We start from the raw sequence: 15,574 nt of genomic DNA, 5'->3' as shown, positions 1-15,574 counted from the left end.
AGGTCCTCCGGTGAAGCGTCAAACGAACAGGCCGGCAGCGTCACGGACGAACTCCTCGCCCGTGCAAAAGGTGGTGTCCCAGATCTTCAGCGCATCGGCCACCGGCTCCTGCATGACGGCACGACTGAATCCCTCCACGCCGTACCGACCCACATAGCCCAGGGCCTGGACCTCCTCCAGGATCCGGGCCAGGTCCAGGGAACCGGTGGAAAGCAGCCCGCGGGAGGACTGCCCGAACTCCAGGTACCCGAGGTGGGGCAGGGCCTGGGCCACGGCCCCGACCAGGTCCGGTTCCTCGATGGCCATGTGGAAGGTGTCCAGGTGGATCTTCAGGTTCCTCGAGCCGGAGAGCTCCACGAACCGCACGGCCTGGGCCGCGGTGTTCAGCACGGCGGTCTCGTACCGGTTGACCACCTCGAAGGTCATGAGGACCCCGGCGGCGGCGGCCTCATCAGCCACGTCACCCACCAGTTGCGCCGTGTTGGCGAGCGTTCCCTCTGCGGGCCGAGCGGTGGTGTCACCGTGGACGCCGTAGGGCACCCCGTTGAGATGATCCCCGCCCATCCGCCCTGTCATGTCCACGAACCGGCGCAATTGCTCGAAACCGCGCCGGCGCACGGTCGGCTCGTCAGACGTGACGTTCGCCCCCGGGGACTGGACGGCCATCGTGATCGGGACCAGGCCGGCGTCGTGAATCCGCTGTCCGAGGGCCTCGATTCCGCGGCTGGACGGATCCAGCGGGCCGAGCACCACGCGCCGGTATCCGGCGTCCTTCAGGACTGGAAGCGAGCGGGTGAACTCCTCGCTGAAGGGGTCCGTGGTGAACGCCGCGCTCTGGCAGGCCAGGTCCACCCGCACCTCAGAACTCCGGCAGCTCGAAGCGGTGCTTGAACACCGAGTAGCCGTCATCCACGCTCACCACCGTGCCGTTCATGGCGTTGGACTCCTCGGAGAACAGGAAGGCCACCACGTTCGCGATCTCCTCCGGCTCGGTCATCTTGTTGCGCAGCTGCTCGGAGGCGAACAGGTCCCGCAGCTTCTGGGGGAACTGCTGGATGATCGCGGTGTTCGCACGTCCCGGGGTGATCGCCAGCACGCGGGTTCCGTGCTCGGCCAGCTCGTAGGCGGCCGAGCGGGTGAAGGAGATGACGGCGGCCTTGGCGGCGCTGTAGGTGAAGGACAGCTCGGCGGCCTGCTCGCCGTAGATGGAGGACGTGTTGACGATGACCCCTCCCCCGCCCTGCTTCACGAACTGCCGTGCCGCGGCCAGGATGCCGTAGTACACGCCGTCCTGGTCGATCCGGATCATGGGGTGGTAGTCCTTGGCCGGATCGTGGTCCAGCAGCGGCTTGCCGCCGGCGATGCCCGCGTTGTTGAAGATCCCGTCCAGGCGGCCGAAGGCGTCCACGGCGGACTGCACGGCCCGCTCGACGGCGGCGAAGTCCGAGACATCGACGGCCACGGCGTGTGCCGTGCCACCGGCTGCCGCCACCTCGTCGGCCACCGACTGGGCGCCGGCGAGATTCAGGTCGGCCACGATCACCTTGGCACCCTTCTCGGCGCAGCGGCGCACGGTGGCGCGGCCGATGCCGCTCGCTCCGCCGGTGATCAGCAGGACTTTGTTCGTCAGGGTGGTCATGGATTCTCCTTGGTGGGTCAGGGTCGGGTCAGTCAGAACATGCCGTGTGAGAGTGCGAGCGCTCCGCCGTCCACGGCCAGGACGGCACCGGTGACGAAGGAGTTGCCCGGCGCCACGAGGAAGAGCATCGGTGCCTGGATCTCCGCCATGGTGCCCATCCGGGCCAGCGGGATGGTCTCCTCCCACATCCGCTCCCCCGCCTCGTCCAGCACGGCGTCCCCACCGATCCGAGTGCCCTTGAAGGGGCCGGGGGCGATCACGTTGACGCGGATCCCGCGGGGTGCGAGTTCCAGGGCGGCCTGCCGGGCAAGGTTGATGATCCCGGCCTTGGTGGCGCCATAGGCATAGGAGACCATCGGATCGGTGCGCAGGCCGGCGGTAGACGAGGTCACGAGGATCCGGCCGTGGTCCGGCAGCACGCGGGCGGCGGCCCGGACGGTCTCGAAGGTGCCGTTGAGGTTGGTGGCCACCACATCCCGCCACTCCTCGTCCGAATACCGGCCGATGGCCCCGTCCTCCGTGCGATAGCTGCCGCCTCCGGCGATGCCGGCATTGGCCACCACCACCGTCGGGCGGCCCACCTCCGCCACGATCCGCGCCAGCACCTCGTCGACAGCGCCCGGCGCGGCCAGGTCGGCGGCATAGGCGTGGGCCGTGCCCCCGGTGGCGGCAATCGCGTCCCTGACCTCATCCAGCCGGTGCTGGTCCCGGCCGAGCACGACGACGGTCGCTCCGGCGTCGGCGTAGATCTCTGCCGCGGCGCGGCCGATGCCGCTCGAGGCCCCGGTGACCACGACGATGTCGTCGTGCATCGAGAACAGGTCCAGCAGACGCTGAGTGCCGGTAGCTGGTCCAGCGACGTGTTCGGCAGTGGAATCGGTGGTGGTCATCTCATGCCTTTCTGATCGAACGGGATCACATGGACGGGGTGAAGTCCGCCGCGTTGTCGCGGTCGATCAACTCGCCCTCGACCTCGACGAAGTTCTCCTCAGGCAGGGTTCCGTCAGCCCGGTAGGCCTCGATGTCTTCGACCACGACGTCGACGACGGAGAACCAGTCCTGGTGGACGGAGGCATAGAACGGACCGTCCTTCTTGATCTCCTCGACGGCCACGCCGAGCGCGTCCACGCCGGTGACGTAGATGTCATCCCGACCGGCTTCGTCGATGGCCTGCGCGGCGCCCAGCGCCGCGTGGTCCCAACCGACCCACACGCCGTCCAGGCCGTCCGGGTTGGCCTGCAGGAAGTCGGTGACGAACTTCAGCGCCTCCTCCTGGGAGGTGCCCGGGTTCAGGGCCTGCTTCATCTCACCGCCGGCGATGTTGGCCCCGGCCTCCTCGAGCATGTCGTAGGCGAGGTTGCTGCGGGTCATGATGCCGATGTGGGGATCGTGGCCGATCACCATGACGTCCTTGCCCTCAAGGCCGCCCATGGCTTCTTCGAGCGCGCCCACGGTGAGTGAGGCGAGCTGGTCCTGGTCGAAGGTGACGTCCTCCACGAAGTCCTCGTTGGGTTCCACCCCGCCATCGATGGAGAAGATGGGGATATCCGCGGACTCGGCGGAGTTGACGAGCGGGGCGATCTGGCGTGGATCGGGGAAGCCCGCCAGGATGACGTCTACCCCCTGGGTGATGGCGGACTGCATGTCCGAGTTGATCTTGTCGTAGTCGAAGTCGGAGGTGTACAGGGTGATGTCCCAGCCCTTGGCCTTGCCCTCCTCCACGAACTTGTCCAGGGTCAGTTTGCCGCCGGGCGTCGCGTAGCCGGCGGTGAAGGCGGCGACCTTGAAGGTGCCGTCATCGCCAGAGCCTCCGGAACTTCCCGCTGCTCCGGCATCAGCGCCGGGGGCCGAGCAGCCCGTCAGGCCGAGCATGGCGGCCGCGGCGAGGCCGGTGATGATCTTCAGTCGAGTGCGCATGGGTTTCTCCCGAGGTAGGGCACACCGTGGTGTGGGGATAGAAGGGTGACAGGGGGTGATGAAGAGGACGACTGACGGGCGTCACGCCCGGCGTGATTTGAAGGAGGAGAGCAGCACGGCGGCGACAATGATGATTCCGGTCAGCACCTGTTGCACGTAGGTGTTCACCCCCACGATGTTCAGGCCGTTCTGCAGGACGCCGATGATGCCGACGCCCACGAGGGTCCCGCCGAGGTTCGCCTGTCCGGAGTTGGAGAGCGTCATGCCCAGGAATACGGCTGCCACGGCCAGCATCATGTAGTCGTTGGCGCTGGTGGCGCTGGCGCTGGACAGCCGGCTGACCAGGACGATCCCGCCCAGCCCGGAGACCAAGCCGGCCAAGGCGAAGGCCCAGAACACGTTGCCGCGCACGCTGACACCGGACAACCGGGCGACATCAGCATTGCCGCCGACGGCGTACCAGCGGCGGCCGACCGTGGTGTACTTCAGCACGACCCAGATGACCAGGGCGACGACCAGGGCGATGACCACGGGCATGGGCAGGCCGGCGATGCGGGACTGGCCGACCCAGTAGAAGACCTCGGGCATGCCGTACAGGGTGGTGCCGTCCGTGACGATGAAGGCGAGGCCGCCGACGGTGGTCAGGGTTGCCAGGGTGGCCACGATGGCCGAGATGTTCAGGAAGGCCACCAGGAAGCCGTTGATCATGCCCACTCCCAGTCCGACCAGCAGCCCCAGGATGATGGCGACGGGTACCGGGAGACCGGACAACATGAAGGCCGAGGCGCTGGCTCCGGAGAGGGTGGCCGTGGTGCCGACCGAGAGATCGAAATGCCCGGTGACCATGACGATCGTCTGGGCCCCAGCGATGATGGTCAGGATGGCGACCTGGGCCAGGATGTTCGTCAGGTTCCCCAGGCTGAGGAATCCACTGGGACTCAGGACTCCGAAGATGACAATCAGCCCCACCAGGGCGATGATGGTGCCGCTCTGGAGCACCATCTGAGAGAGGGACTTGCGCTCTTCACGGGTTTCGTCGGGCCGGTCTTGAGGCAATGGCGCTGCCGAGACGGTTTCGGTGGTTGCCATGTCAGGCATTCCTTCCGTAGCAGTAGGAGAGCAGGAGTTCCTCGTCGGCGCCCTCGGCGGGCACCTGCCCGGAGATCCGGCCCTCGTGCATGATGAGGATCCGATCGGAGAGACCGATCAGTTCGGGCAATTCGGAACTCACGGCGATGATCGTGGTCCCCTGGGCAGCGAGCTCGCGGATGAGCCGGTAGATCTCGGCCTTGGTGCCGACGTCGATCCCTCGGGTGGGTTCGTCGAGCAACAGCACGTGCGGCTCCCGGGCCAACATCTTGGCCAGGACGACCTTCTGTTGGTTGCCTCCCGAGAGCAGACCGACGTGCTGCCGTGGGCCGCGCGCCTTGATCCGCAGGTTCTCCATGCTCCGGCGCGCCAGCTCGGTCACCCGTCGGGCTGACACCCATCCGCCGGTGCTGACCTTCTCCAGATTGGCCAGGGCGATGTTGTCCTGGATCGAGGCGTTCAGGGACACGCCTTGACTGCGGCGCTCCTCGGGAACCAACACCATGCCCGCATTCAGGACCGCGCCGACGTCGCCCTTGGCGGGCAGTACGCGCCCCGCCACCGTGATGGTGCCACCGGTGGCCTTCTGGGCCCCGGCCAGCAGGCGCAAGAGTTCACTGCGCCCGGATCCGGCCAGTCCGCCGATGCCGAGCACCTCGCCGGCGTGCGCCGTGAAGGAGACGTCCTGGACCCTGCGACCGGTCAGCGACTCGACCGAGACCACAGCGCGGTCCGTCGCGGTGCCCCGATCCGGAAACAGCTCACCCGGGGCGCGGCCGACCATGGTGGAGATGACTCCGTCGATCGTGATGTCCGCGACGTCCCGGGTGGAGATGGTCGATCCGTTGCGCATGATGGTCACGCGGTCGCACAGCTCGAACACCTCCTCCAGCCGGTGCGAGACGTAGACGATCCCGACTCCTTCGTCGCGCAGACTGCGCAGGACGGCGAAGAGGTCCTTGATCTCGGTATCCGTCAGAGAGGCGGTGGGCTCATCGAGGATCAAGACGCGGGCGTCGGCGGCCAGAGCACGGGCCACGGCCACCATCGTCTGCTGCACCGGCGAGAGCTGCCCGGCCAGCCGGCGGACGGGGATACGTTGATTGAGGCGGTCGAGGTGCCGTTGCGCCTCACGGTTGGCCTCGGGCCACCGCACCAGGCCAACGGTGTTCGGGGTGCGCTCGCCGAGGAGGATGTTCTCGGCCACGCTGATGGTCGGCACGATGGACAGCTCCTGGTACAACGCCACCACACCGGAGTGGTGGGCGTCCCGCACCGCGGCGAAGTGCACGTTCTCGCCGTTGGAGGCGATGGAGCCCGCGTCAGGACGGTACACGCCGGTGAGGACCTTGATCAGGGTGGATTTGCCCGCCCCGTTCTCTCCCAGCAGCGCGTGGATCTCTCCCGGCCGGACGTCGAGCCGGGCGTCCGTGAGGGCGGCCACACCCTCGAAGTGCTTGGAGATGCCCTGCGCCTGCAGCACCAGCTCTTCGGCCTGAGGGGCAGCGGTCTCTGCGGTTGCGGTGCTCATCGCCGACACGCCCTCTCGGTGCCGGGCTCCGAAAGGTCGTTGCAGCGGATGACCACCTTCGGATGCTCGCCGCTCACGTGCGTCTCGAAGGCCTCGGACGCGTCCTCCAGGTCGAAGACCGACTGCAGGAAGGGCTCCAGGTCCAGTTCGGCCAAGAGCCTCACGGCCCGCGGGAACGTGTACGGGGAGACGAAGACCCCGGTGAGGGTCAGTTCCTTGCGGTACAGGTAGTCGGAGAGGTTGAGCGGCAGCTCGTAGTCCTCCGGGTACATGGCCCCGTAGACCACGGTGCCGCCCGGGGCCGCGATGTCCAGCAGCCCCGCCACCGCGTGCCGGGAGCCGGAGGCATCGATCACGACGTCGTATCCCGCCCCCGCGGTGATCTCGCGTGCCCGCTCCTCCAGGGAGTCATCATTGGGGTCGATCACGTGCAGCGCGCCGAATTGCCGGGCGAGTTCGCGCCGCTCCGCGATCGGTTCGATGAGCGTGAGCGAGGTGGCCCCGTACCGCGCCATGAGTTGCAGGGTGAGCTGACCGATGGGCCCGCCGCCACAGATCGCCACCCGGTCGCCGGCGCGGACACGGGTCTTGTCCGCGATCCGCACGGCCACGGACGTCGGCTCCAGCAGGCAGCCCTTGAGCAGGGAGACCTCCTCCGGGAGCTTGTAGATCTGGGATTCGTGCCAGACGACGGACCGGGCCATGCCGGGGCGGTTGTAGTCGCCCAGGTGTTCGCAGAACTGCTGGCGTCCGTCCTGGCACGGCTGGCAGGCCCCGCAGAAGCGGACGAAGTTGCCGGAGACGCGGTCCCCCACCTGCAGGTCGGTCCGGCGGACCTGCGGACCCAATTCGGCCACGACGCCGGAGATCTCGTGTCCCAGCCCGATCGGCACGTCCGTGCCGAAGAACCCCTCGGCCAGGTGAGGGTCGGAACCACAGATCGCGGCGTAGGCAACGGTGATGCGCACATCCTGCGGCCCCACCTCGTCCGCCGGGAAGGTGACGACGCCGATGCTGCCGCGCTGGCCGGCGTCGGGCGCGCGAAGGCTGCCGATGCGGGTGACCGCGACGGTCTCCACGCCGCTCGAGGTCTGTTCCGGGGCGGCGCTGACGGTGGTGCTGGTGCTGGTCATGCGACGCTCCCCTGGTTTGCACGTGCGGAAGGACGGTTCTCGGTGACGGCGAGGGCCGCGTCAACGGTGGCCTGCAGTCCGTAACCGTGCTTGTCCCGGAGCTCCGTGTCCTCGCCGAAGCCCGCGAAGACCTGGGGGATGCCGAGCCGCCGGAAGCCCTCGAGCCGCAAGCCCCGATCCGCGATGACGTCCGAGACCTGCGAGGCCAGCCCGCCATAGGCCAGGTGGTCCTCGACCACCACGAAGCGGCCGGTCTCCTCGGCGCAGCGCTGGATGAGGTCGGCGTCGATCGGCTTGAGCGTGAACATGTCCACCACGCGGGCGTCGATGCCGTGCTCGGCGGCCAGGACCTCCGCGGCCTCGAGAGCCTGGGACACCGTCTCGCCGTGCGCGAAGAGGGTGAGGTCGGTGCCCTCGCGGGCGGTGATGCCTTTGCCGATCTCCACGGTGACGGAGCCGGGCTCGTAGATCACCTTGTCCTTCTTGCCCACAGCCAGGCGGATGTAGAGCGGCCCCGTCATGGACATGGACTGGCGAAGGACCTCTCCGACCATCAGCGGATCACCGATGGAGGTGACGGTCATGTTCACCAGGGAGGTCATCAGGCCCAGGTCCTCGACGGCGTAGTGGGTGGAGCCGCCGTTGCCGACCAGCCCGCCATGGGTGCCGACGATCTTCACGGGGAGGTTGGGATAGCAGATGTCCGAGCGGACCTGCTCCAGGGCGCGCATGCTCAGGAACGGGAGCATGCCGGAGACCACCGGGATGTTGCCCTCGTTAGCCAGACCGGCGGCGATGCCCACGCAGGCCTGTTCGGACAGGCCCACGTCCACGAAACGGTCCGGGTAGGTGTCCCGGAACTCGACCAGGGTCGCCCCGATATCCGGGGTCAGCACCCACAGGTTGTCATGGGTCTCGCCGAGTTCCTTGAGCGTCTGGCCGATCACGGTCCGGGAGGAGAGCAGCTCCCCGAAGGTGAAGGAGGTGATCTGGTCCATGCCGGGTTCGGTCACTGTCTTGGCTGCGGTGGACATGCTCACGCCGCCTTTCGTCCGTGGGCCAGCGAGGTCAGTGCCCGCGCCAGATCCGTGTCATTGAGGGAGCCGGCGTGCCAGGCGAGGTTGCGCTCCATGAAGTCGACGCCCTTGCCCTTGACGGTGTCGCAGATGACCACGGTGGGAACGTCCGAATCCGGGGCCGGCAGGGAGTCGAAGGCCTGCACGAGGGCAGCCATGTCATGGCCGTTCACCTCGATCACGTTCCAGCCGAAAGCACGCCACTTGTCCGGATAGGGCTCCAGCTTCACGCGCTCCTCGGAGAAACTCGTCATCAGCTGGCGGTTGCGGTCGATGAACGCCACCAGGTTGCCCAGGTTGTTGCTGTGGGCTGCCAGGGCCGCCTCCCACACGGACCCCTCGCCGGTCTCGCCGTCCCCCATGAGGGTGAAGACGCGGTGGTCCATGCCGCTACGCCTGCCATGCAGGGCCATGCCGGTGGCCAGCGGCAGGCCGTGGCCGAGGGAGCCGGTGGACACCTCCACACCGGGCAGTTGCACCTTGCACGGGTGCATGCCGTAGGCGGAGCCGAGCTGGCCGTAGGTGTCCACGATCTCCCGGTAGTCGAAGAACCCGCGGATGGCCATCGTGATGTACATGCAGACCGCTGCGTGGCCCTTGCTGAGGACGAACCGGTCCCGTTCGGGGTTGTGCAGGTCCTTTGGATCCACGTGCATCCCGTACTGGAACAACAAGGTCAATATGTCAGCACAGGAAAGGTCACCACCTATGTGCACTGAACCGTCATACTCTCCGCAGAGAAGGAGCAATTTCTCCCTCAGCTCGTACGAAAGGTCTTCCAACTCAGAGACATCTGTCTCCGGCCTGGTGATCGTTGCCGCCATGTGTTCCCCCGGGAAAATCGCGTTGCCCAGCCACTTCGCTGAGATGTGATCTATGTCTCCCGAGACCATAGGCCCCCACAGGGGTCCACGTAAAGGGGTATTTCGCTCAAATTTGCGCTAACTACCCAAGGAGCCGTCTGACCTGAGCTTTTATTGCAGAATCCACCCAACCGAGCTTAATGGCACCAAAAATGACGCCTGAGCGGCGGCACCTCCTTGACGCACCCCGGACAGCTTTGGTTCACTATCCTTGAAGTGATATGGCTCACGCCGCCGCGCCTGCGTCGCAGGAGCCCACCGTCTCACCGCGGAATCGGTTTCCACCGCACTTGTTTTAGGCATTTCACTTCAGATCGGCCGCATTCATCATCCCTGAAAGAGGCATCATGACTGACACCACCACCTCCCCATCTCCGGGAAGCATCGAGGACCACGATCGTCCCAACACGCCGCTGTACTACGGGGGCCGGGAGCACCAGGGCGAGTCGAAGCTGACCATCGTCAATCCCGCCAAGCCCTCTGAGGTGGTGGGCCAGGCGGCCGCCGCGTCGCGCGAGCAGGCACTGGCCGCCGTCGCCGCCGCCCAGGACGCCTTTCCGGCCTGGGCCACCCTGTCCGGAGCCGAACGAGGCAAGGCCCTGACCGAGGCCGCGGCCGCCATCATGGAGGGTTCCGAACAGGAGGCCGCCATCCTCTCCTCCGAGAACGGCAAGGTCGTCGGGGAATCGACCTTCGACCTGATGGGCCTGGTCCAGCGCTTCGAACTGGCGATCGGCCTCGCCGAGGAGGTGGACGCCGTCGAGACCCTTCCGGGGCCACCCACCGAGGTGCGGATCTCCCACCAGCCCATGGGCGTGGTGACGATCATCGTGCCCTTCAACTGGCCCATCGCCATCCTCGGCGCCTCCCTGCCCTACGCCCTGATGGCCGGGAACACCGTGGTGGTCAAGCCGCCGCCCTCCTGCCCACTGGCCACCACCCGCGCCGTGCAGCGCGTGGCGGAACGGCTGCCCGCCGGCGTGCTCAACGTGGTGACCGGCGAGGATGCTGAGATCGGTGAGGCCTTGGTCTCAAACCAGGACGTGGCCAAGGTCTGCTTCACCGGCTCCGTCAATGGCGGCAAGAAGATCATGTCCATGGCCGCGCAGACACTGACCAACGTCACCCTGGAGCTCGGCGGCAATGACGGCGTGCTGATCCTCGAGGACGCCGAGTTCACCGAGCAGAACATGGACCTGCTGTTCATGGGCATCTTCGGCAGCACCGGCCAGGTCTGCATGAACGCCAAGCGCATCTACGTCCACTCCTCCAAGAGGGACGAGCTCGTCGCCGAGCTGACCCAGCGCCTGGAGCAGGTGAGGATCGGCCCGGCCACGGAGTCCTCCACCACCATGGGCCCCTTCCACCAGAAGGCACAGCTCGAGTTCGTGCAGACCCTGGTCCAGGAGGCCAAGGACTCCGGTGCCGAGGTCCGCGAGTTCGGCGACCTACCCGGCGGCGAATGGGCCGAGGGGCACTTCATGCGCCCCTCGCTCGTGTTGGATCCAGACCCGGCCCTGCGCGTGGTCACCGAGGAGCAGTTCGGACCGACCATCCCGATCCTCACCTTCGAGAACCTCGAGGACGGCATCCGGATGGTCAACGACACCGAGTACGGGCTGTGCAACTCCGTGTGGACCTCGGACGAGCAGACCGCCATCGAGGTCGGCTCCCGGTTGCAGGCGGGCTACGTCTTCCACAACACCCACGGACCGGCCCTGCTGGATCAGCGCGCTCCCTTCGGCGGCATCAAGCAGTCCGGCATCGGCCGCGAGATGGGCACGATCGGCCTGAGAAACTTCCAGGAGCCGCACGCCCTGGGCCTGTTGAAGGCCGGGCCCTCGTCCGGTGAGGCGGACAGCACGCCCGTCGGCTGATCGCTGCGCCCCAGGAGCCCCACGGCCCGGCCGAGGCCGCGGGGCTCCTTTGTGCTGCGGTTCACACGATTGCTAGAGTCGGCGAGTCAAAACATCCCTAGGCCATTCGACTCCGCACGATGAATGACGCCTCCAGCTCTTGCGGAAGGTCTCACCATGATTGCCGTCCACACCCTCATCGCCATCCTGGTGATCGTGGTCCTCATCATCCGGCTCAAAGTGGATCCGGTCATCAGTCTGGTCCTCGGCTCCCTCTACTTGGGGATCGCCACCGGGGTGGGCCTGGCCGGCACCATCGAGGCGATCACCACGGGATTTGGTGAGATCATGGTCGAGGTCGGGCTGCTCATCGGCTTCGGCGTGCTCATCGGCTCCCAATTGCACGCCAGTGGCGCCTTCACTCGCCTCGTGACGGTCCTCGTGCGGACGGTGGGCGCGGATCGATTGCCGTACTCGATGGCCGCCTTGCTGTCCGTGGTGATGCCTTCCATCTACGTGGATGTCCAGGTGGTCCTCGCGGCCCCGGTCGCACGATCCGCCGCGCCGAAGATCGGCAAGCACGGCCTGCCCCTGCTGGCCGCGGCGCTCGGCACGGGGATCTTCTCGGGTTACGTGTTCGTCGTCCCCGGTCTGGCTGCCCTTTCCATCACCGGGTTGATGGATATCCCGCTGGGCGACTGGCTCCTCTACGGCCTCGTCCTCGGGCCAGTCACGGCCCTCCTCACCACGCTCGTGATGCGCCTCATCCTACGGACGAACTACTGGAAGCCCGCCTCCGACGAGGGAGCGACCCCCGTTGCGGAGCTCGAGGAGGCCCGCCTCCAGGAGGCCCACGCGGACTCCGTCGGCCACGCAGGAACCACCGGTGGCGGTGGGTCCACCGGCGGCGATGGAACGACCGGTTCTGCCAGCACTGCGCCGGCGCGTGAACTACCACTGGTGGTCCTGTTCCTGCCGATCATCGTACCGCTGGTCCTCATCGCCTTCGGGGCCTTCGCAGGCCTTTTCGAGTTCACCAACCCGGTCATCGAGTTCTTCGGGGACGCCAATATCGCCCTGTTCATCGGCCTCCTCGGGGCCTACCTGATCTCCCGGATCACGAACGGCAATGGCCGCACGCAGGATGCGCTGCAGTCGGGTTTCCACACCACGGGCGAGATCCTGCTCATCACGGGCGTGGGCGGTTCGCTGGGTGCCGTGATCGGCGCCTCCGGACTCGACCAGGTCCTGGCCGGCCTGTTCACGGCGAATGAGAGCATGCCGACCATCCTCATCATCGTGCTGGCCTGGTTCGTCGCGGCGCTGCTGCACCTGGCCATCGGCTCGGTCTCCGTCGCAGCCATCGCGGCGGCCGGCATCATCGCACCGGTGCTCGGCGCAGTGGACGTGAGCCCCATCGCGATGGGCCTGGCCATCGCCTCCGGCGCCATGTTCGCGCTCCAGGTGAACAGCAACTTCTTCTGGATGTTCAACTCGCTGCTCGGCCTCACTACCAAGGGATCCCTCAAGACGCTCACCATGTCAACGTCCATCTCCTCGGTCATCTCCCTGCCGATCGTGGTGATCCTCGCGCTGGTGCTTCCCGCCTAGCCCACACGGTGGCGGCGCACGTGCTGGGTGCCGGCTACACCACCGCCGCGGGCTGGGTTCGCTCCTTGTAGGCCTCCCGGAGGGAGAACCCCTCGGACAGGGCCTCCTCGCGAGTGATCTCGAGGCCTGCGGCGAGGATCTTCCGGGCTGAGAGGTGGTCACTGGGCTGGTTCACGGACTCCACGGCCGCCAGGATGCCGTCACGGAAGCAGAACACGGAGAACTTCGGGTGGGCAGGATCGGGATCCCCCACCACCGCGGTCTCGTCGTCCGCCCGCACGATGTTCGCCATCTGCAACCGGAACGGCCCCTGCGTGGACCAGAACCACGGCAGGTCCGCATACGGGGCGTCGGCGCCGAGGATCACCCCGGCCACGTGCCGGGCCTGGTCGGTGGCGTTCTGCACGGACTCCAGCCGGAACGGCCCCCCGAAGTGCACGCTGGGGAAGTTGGCGCAGTCTCCGACCGCGAAAACGTCCGGGTCAGTGGTGCGCAGGTGGGCATCCACCACGATCCCGTTGGCGGTCTCCAGCCCGGCCTCGGCGGCCAGTTGGTCATTCGGCTGGACCCCGACGCCGGCCACCACCAGATCTGCCGGGTACCGGTCCCCGGTGGTCGAGACGGCGAACGCGACCCGGCCGTCGTCGCCGGCCTCGAAGGAGGCGATGCCCTCGTTCAGTCGCAGGTCGATACCCAGGTGGCGATGGGCGCCGGCGAACCAGTCGCCCAGCAGCGGGGTGAGCGCGCGGCCCATCGGGCGGGGCGCGAACTCCAGGACGGTGACCTGGCAGCCGCGGGCGAGCGCCGCCGTCGCGACTTCCAGGCCGATGAACCCGGCGCCGACCACGACCACGTTCTTCGCCGAATCCAGGGCTCGGCCCAGCTGTTCGGCGTCCTCCAGGGTGCGCAGGCCGTGGATGCCCGGCAGCTCGATGCCCGGGGTCGGCAGCTCGCGGTTGCGGGCGCCGGTGGCGAAGATCAGCGAGTCGTAGGCCAGTACTGTGCCGTCCGCCAGGGAGACAGTCTTGGACGACCGATCCACGGCCACGGCGGCGGTACCGGTTCGCAGGGTGATGGCGTGGTCCGCGAAGAAAGCCTCCCCGCGCAGGGGCAGGGGTGAGGCCGAGGTGCTGCCCGAACCATCAGTACCGTCCGTGGGGCGGGCCTTCAGGTAATCCTTGGACAGCGGCGGCCGCTGATACGGCAGGCCGGGCTCCTCGGCCACGATGGTGACCTGGCCGGTGAAGCCCTCGGAGCGTAGGGACGCGGCGGCCTGCAGTCCGGCCTGGCCGCCGCCGATGATGACGACGCCCCGCGCGTCCTGATCTGCCGCTGAGGATGGGCTCTGGCCCTGATGCTGGTGCGCGGTCATGGCTCAGACCTGCTCTTCCGGGACGTCGACCTCGATGGCCTCCAGACCGCTGCCGCCGACCTCGATCTGGCAGCCCAGGCGGCTGCGGCGCTCATCACGTTCGGACGCGGTGACCTCGAGCATCTCCTCCTCGTCGTCGCCGATCTCCGGCAGGGCGTCCAGGTACTCCTCGCGGACGTAGACGTGACAGGTGGCGCACATCGCCTGGCCACCGCATTCCCCGACGATTCCGGGGACGCTGTTCTTCAGCGCCGCCTGCATGATGCGGTCGGGCTTCTCCAGTTCGATGACCTGGGTGTCGCCGCCGGGCTGGTGATACGTGATGGTGGGCATGGTGGGCTCCTGGGAGGTCGGCCCGGCGGCAAAGCCGGGATCTGAGGGTGGCGTGACCTCCAGAATGTGCTGGACACCACATCGGCGCAAAGTGGAAGATTAGGGGTAGTTCATCGCTATTACCGATAAAGGAGCCGCATGGCCCTGCCCTTCACCCTGCGCCAGTTGGAGATCTTCGATGCCGTGGTGCGCACCGGCTCCCTCTCCGCCGCCGCCCGTGACCTGCACACGGCCCAGTCCTCGGTGTCCTCCGCGATCGACGAGCTCGAGAAGCAGGTCGGCCAACGGCTTCTCGTCCGCCGCAAGGCCCAGGGCGCCTGGCCCACCGCCGCCGGCCGCCAACTGCACCGTGAGGCGGGGATCGTCCTCCACACCGCCCAGGAAGCCGGCCGGATCCTGCAGGAGCGGGACGGTCAGCTGCGCGGCCCGTTGACGATCGGCGTCTATCAGACTCTGGCCCCCTACGTGCTGCCCCTGCTCCTGGGGGACTTCGCCGCGGAGCACCCCCTGGTGGAGCTGTCCTTCGTGGAGGTCCAGCATGCCGAGCTGATGGCCGGCTTGACGTCCGGTGCCATCGATGTGGGGTTCACCTACCTCCATGAGGTCCCGGCCGAGGTGGACCACCAGCCCATCCTCGAGCGACCGCCCTACGTCCTGATGCCGGCCGACCACCCGTTGGCGGACCGGCCCTCCGTGACGCTGGCCGACCTGACCGCGGAGAAGATCATCCTGCTTGGCGATGCCCCCAGCAAGGCCAACACGCTCCGGGATCTGGCCACCACGGAGGACGACGAGCGCATCGCCTGGGTCACCTCGTCCCTGCCGCTCACCCGCGCCCTCGTGGGCAAGGGCCTGGGGGTGGCCATCCTGGTGCAACCGGACGCCTCCCCATGGACCGTGGACGGCCACCCGGTGGTCGAGGTCCCCCTGCACGTCCAGGACGGGAATGTCTTCGTCCACATCGCCTGGCTCAAACCCCAAGCCCGACGCCGGCCCCCGCGCCGCATCACCGAGATGGTCACCTTCGCGGAGACGAACTTCTCATCCCACATCGCCCGGATTGATGAAGAGCGGCGCCTGCGCAAGGCCTCGGACATTGCTTGAGGTAGTGACTCATGGCACACTGAGTTGCAATTGCAACGAGCGGCCTCTGA

The 15,574-nt window shown here is 67.4% G+C and carries 14 protein-coding genes; 3 read left to right on the top strand and 11 right to left on the bottom strand.

The features are described from left to right. Window positions 1-18: 18 nt before the first annotated feature. From AB0333_RS06040 to AB0333_RS06000, 9 genes are all read right to left on the bottom strand, one after another. Window positions 19-852 carry a sugar phosphate isomerase/epimerase family protein gene (locus AB0333_RS06040; RefSeq protein WP_366217785.1) on the bottom strand — a complete coding sequence of 278 codons (834 nt, stop codon included), beginning with the start codon at window positions 850-852 and terminating at the stop codon, window positions 19-21. A 7-nt stretch (window positions 853-859) separates the two neighbouring features. Beyond that, window positions 860-1,639 carry an SDR family NAD(P)-dependent oxidoreductase gene (locus tag AB0333_RS06035; protein ID WP_366217784.1) on the bottom strand — a complete coding sequence of 260 codons (780 nt, stop codon included), beginning with the start codon at window positions 1,637-1,639 and terminating at the stop codon, window positions 860-862. A gap of 32 nt (window positions 1,640-1,671) precedes the next feature. Next, window positions 1,672-2,529, bottom strand: coding sequence for an SDR family NAD(P)-dependent oxidoreductase (locus AB0333_RS06030; RefSeq protein ID WP_366217783.1), 858 nt, complete (start codon window positions 2,527-2,529; stop codon window positions 1,672-1,674). A gap of 25 nt (window positions 2,530-2,554) precedes the next feature. Next, entirely contained in the window at window positions 2,555-3,556 is a 1,002-nt protein-coding gene (locus AB0333_RS06025) for a sugar ABC transporter substrate-binding protein (protein ID WP_366217782.1), read from the bottom strand. A gap of 81 nt (window positions 3,557-3,637) precedes the next feature. Further along, window positions 3,638-4,645 carry an ABC transporter permease gene (locus tag AB0333_RS06020; protein WP_366217781.1) on the bottom strand — a complete coding sequence of 336 codons (1,008 nt, stop codon included), beginning with the start codon at window positions 4,643-4,645 and terminating at the stop codon, window positions 3,638-3,640. Between the two features lies 1 nt (window position 4,646). Then, entirely contained in the window at window positions 4,647-6,176 is a 1,530-nt protein-coding gene (locus AB0333_RS06015; protein ID WP_366217780.1) for a sugar ABC transporter ATP-binding protein, read from the bottom strand. Then, window positions 6,173-7,309: a zinc-binding dehydrogenase gene (locus tag AB0333_RS06010; protein ID WP_366217779.1), complete on the bottom strand. Its 1,137-nt coding sequence runs from the start codon at window positions 7,307-7,309 to the stop codon at window positions 6,173-6,175. Before AB0333_RS06010 ends, AB0333_RS06015 begins: the two co-directional genes overlap by 4 nt. Beyond that, entirely contained in the window at window positions 7,306-8,343 is a 1,038-nt protein-coding gene (locus tag AB0333_RS06005; RefSeq protein ID WP_366217835.1) for a transketolase C-terminal domain-containing protein, read from the bottom strand. Before AB0333_RS06005 ends, AB0333_RS06010 begins: the two co-directional genes overlap by 4 nt. A gap of 2 nt (window positions 8,344-8,345) precedes the next feature. Next, window positions 8,346-9,209: a transketolase gene (locus AB0333_RS06000; RefSeq protein WP_366217778.1), complete on the bottom strand. Its 864-nt coding sequence runs from the start codon at window positions 9,207-9,209 to the stop codon at window positions 8,346-8,348. 386 nt (window positions 9,210-9,595) lie between these two features. On the opposite strand from AB0333_RS06000, the gene AB0333_RS05995 reads away from it, so the two are divergent. Both AB0333_RS05995 and AB0333_RS05990 read left to right on the top strand, forming a co-directional pair. After that, window positions 9,596-11,125, top strand: a complete 1,530-nt coding sequence (locus AB0333_RS05995) for an aldehyde dehydrogenase family protein (protein WP_366217777.1) — start codon at window positions 9,596-9,598, stop codon at window positions 11,123-11,125. Window positions 11,126-11,281: 156 nt separating this feature from the next. After that, window positions 11,282-12,715: an SLC13 family permease gene (locus AB0333_RS05990; RefSeq protein ID WP_366217776.1), complete on the top strand. Its 1,434-nt coding sequence runs from the start codon at window positions 11,282-11,284 to the stop codon at window positions 12,713-12,715. Between the two features lie 34 nt (window positions 12,716-12,749). On the opposite strand, the gene AB0333_RS05985 is transcribed toward AB0333_RS05990, so the two are convergent. Continuing rightward, the gene (locus AB0333_RS05985) at window positions 12,750-14,087 is read right to left on the bottom strand and encodes an FAD-dependent oxidoreductase (protein ID WP_366217775.1); all 1,338 of its coding nucleotides are present in this window, start codon (window positions 14,085-14,087) and stop codon (window positions 12,750-12,752) included. Between the two features lie 3 nt (window positions 14,088-14,090). Further along, window positions 14,091-14,420 (bottom strand): 2Fe-2S iron-sulfur cluster-binding protein, encoded by a 330-nt coding sequence (locus tag AB0333_RS05980; RefSeq protein WP_115932611.1) that lies wholly within the window; start codon window positions 14,418-14,420, stop codon window positions 14,091-14,093. Between the two features lie 138 nt (window positions 14,421-14,558). On the opposite strand from AB0333_RS05980, the gene AB0333_RS05975 reads away from it, so the two are divergent. Then, on the top strand, window positions 14,559-15,524 hold the full coding sequence (locus tag AB0333_RS05975) for a LysR substrate-binding domain-containing protein (RefSeq protein ID WP_115932610.1): 966 nt from the start codon (window positions 14,559-14,561) through the stop codon (window positions 15,522-15,524). Window positions 15,525-15,574: the final 50 nt, after the last annotated feature.

It is taken from the genome of Citricoccus sp. NPDC079358 (assembly GCF_040702545.1).
Lineage (GTDB): Bacteria > Actinomycetota > Actinomycetes > Actinomycetales > Micrococcaceae > Citricoccus.
This window is presented reverse-complemented; position numbering and strand designations above follow the sequence as displayed.

Excerpts from the sequence above, each read along its gene's own strand:
- AB0333_RS06035 (WP_366217784.1), bottom strand. The coding sequence starts at position 1,639 with ATGACCACCCTGACGAACAAAGTCCTGCTGATCACCGGCGGAGCGAGC.
- AB0333_RS06030 (WP_366217783.1), bottom strand. The coding sequence starts at position 2,529 with ATGACCACCACCGATTCCACTGCCGAACACGTCGCTGGACCAGCTACC.
- AB0333_RS06025 (WP_366217782.1), bottom strand. The coding sequence starts at position 3,556 with ATGCGCACTCGACTGAAGATCATCACCGGCCTCGCCGCGGCCGCCATG.
- AB0333_RS06020 (WP_366217781.1), bottom strand. The coding sequence starts at position 4,645 with ATGGCAACCACCGAAACCGTCTCGGCAGCGCCATTGCCTCAAGACCGG.
- AB0333_RS06015 (WP_366217780.1), bottom strand. The coding sequence starts at position 6,176 with ATGAGCACCGCAACCGCAGAGACCGCTGCCCCTCAGGCCGAAGAGCTG.
- AB0333_RS06010 (WP_366217779.1), bottom strand. The coding sequence starts at position 7,309 with ATGACCAGCACCAGCACCACCGTCAGCGCCGCCCCGGAACAGACCTCG.
- AB0333_RS06005 (WP_366217835.1), bottom strand. The coding sequence starts at position 8,343 with ATGTCCACCGCAGCCAAGACAGTGACCGAACCCGGCATGGACCAGATC.
- AB0333_RS06000 (WP_366217778.1), bottom strand. The coding sequence starts at position 9,209 with ATGGCGGCAACGATCACCAGGCCGGAGACAGATGTCTCTGAGTTGGAA.
- AB0333_RS05995 (WP_366217777.1), top strand. The coding sequence starts at position 9,596 with ATGACTGACACCACCACCTCCCCATCTCCGGGAAGCATCGAGGACCAC.
- AB0333_RS05990 (WP_366217776.1), top strand. The coding sequence starts at position 11,282 with ATGATTGCCGTCCACACCCTCATCGCCATCCTGGTGATCGTGGTCCTC.
- AB0333_RS05985 (WP_366217775.1), bottom strand. The coding sequence starts at position 14,087 with ATGACCGCGCACCAGCATCAGGGCCAGAGCCCATCCTCAGCGGCAGAT.
- AB0333_RS05980 (WP_115932611.1), bottom strand. The coding sequence starts at position 14,420 with ATGCCCACCATCACGTATCACCAGCCCGGCGGCGACACCCAGGTCATC.
- AB0333_RS05975 (WP_115932610.1), top strand. The coding sequence starts at position 14,559 with ATGGCCCTGCCCTTCACCCTGCGCCAGTTGGAGATCTTCGATGCCGTG.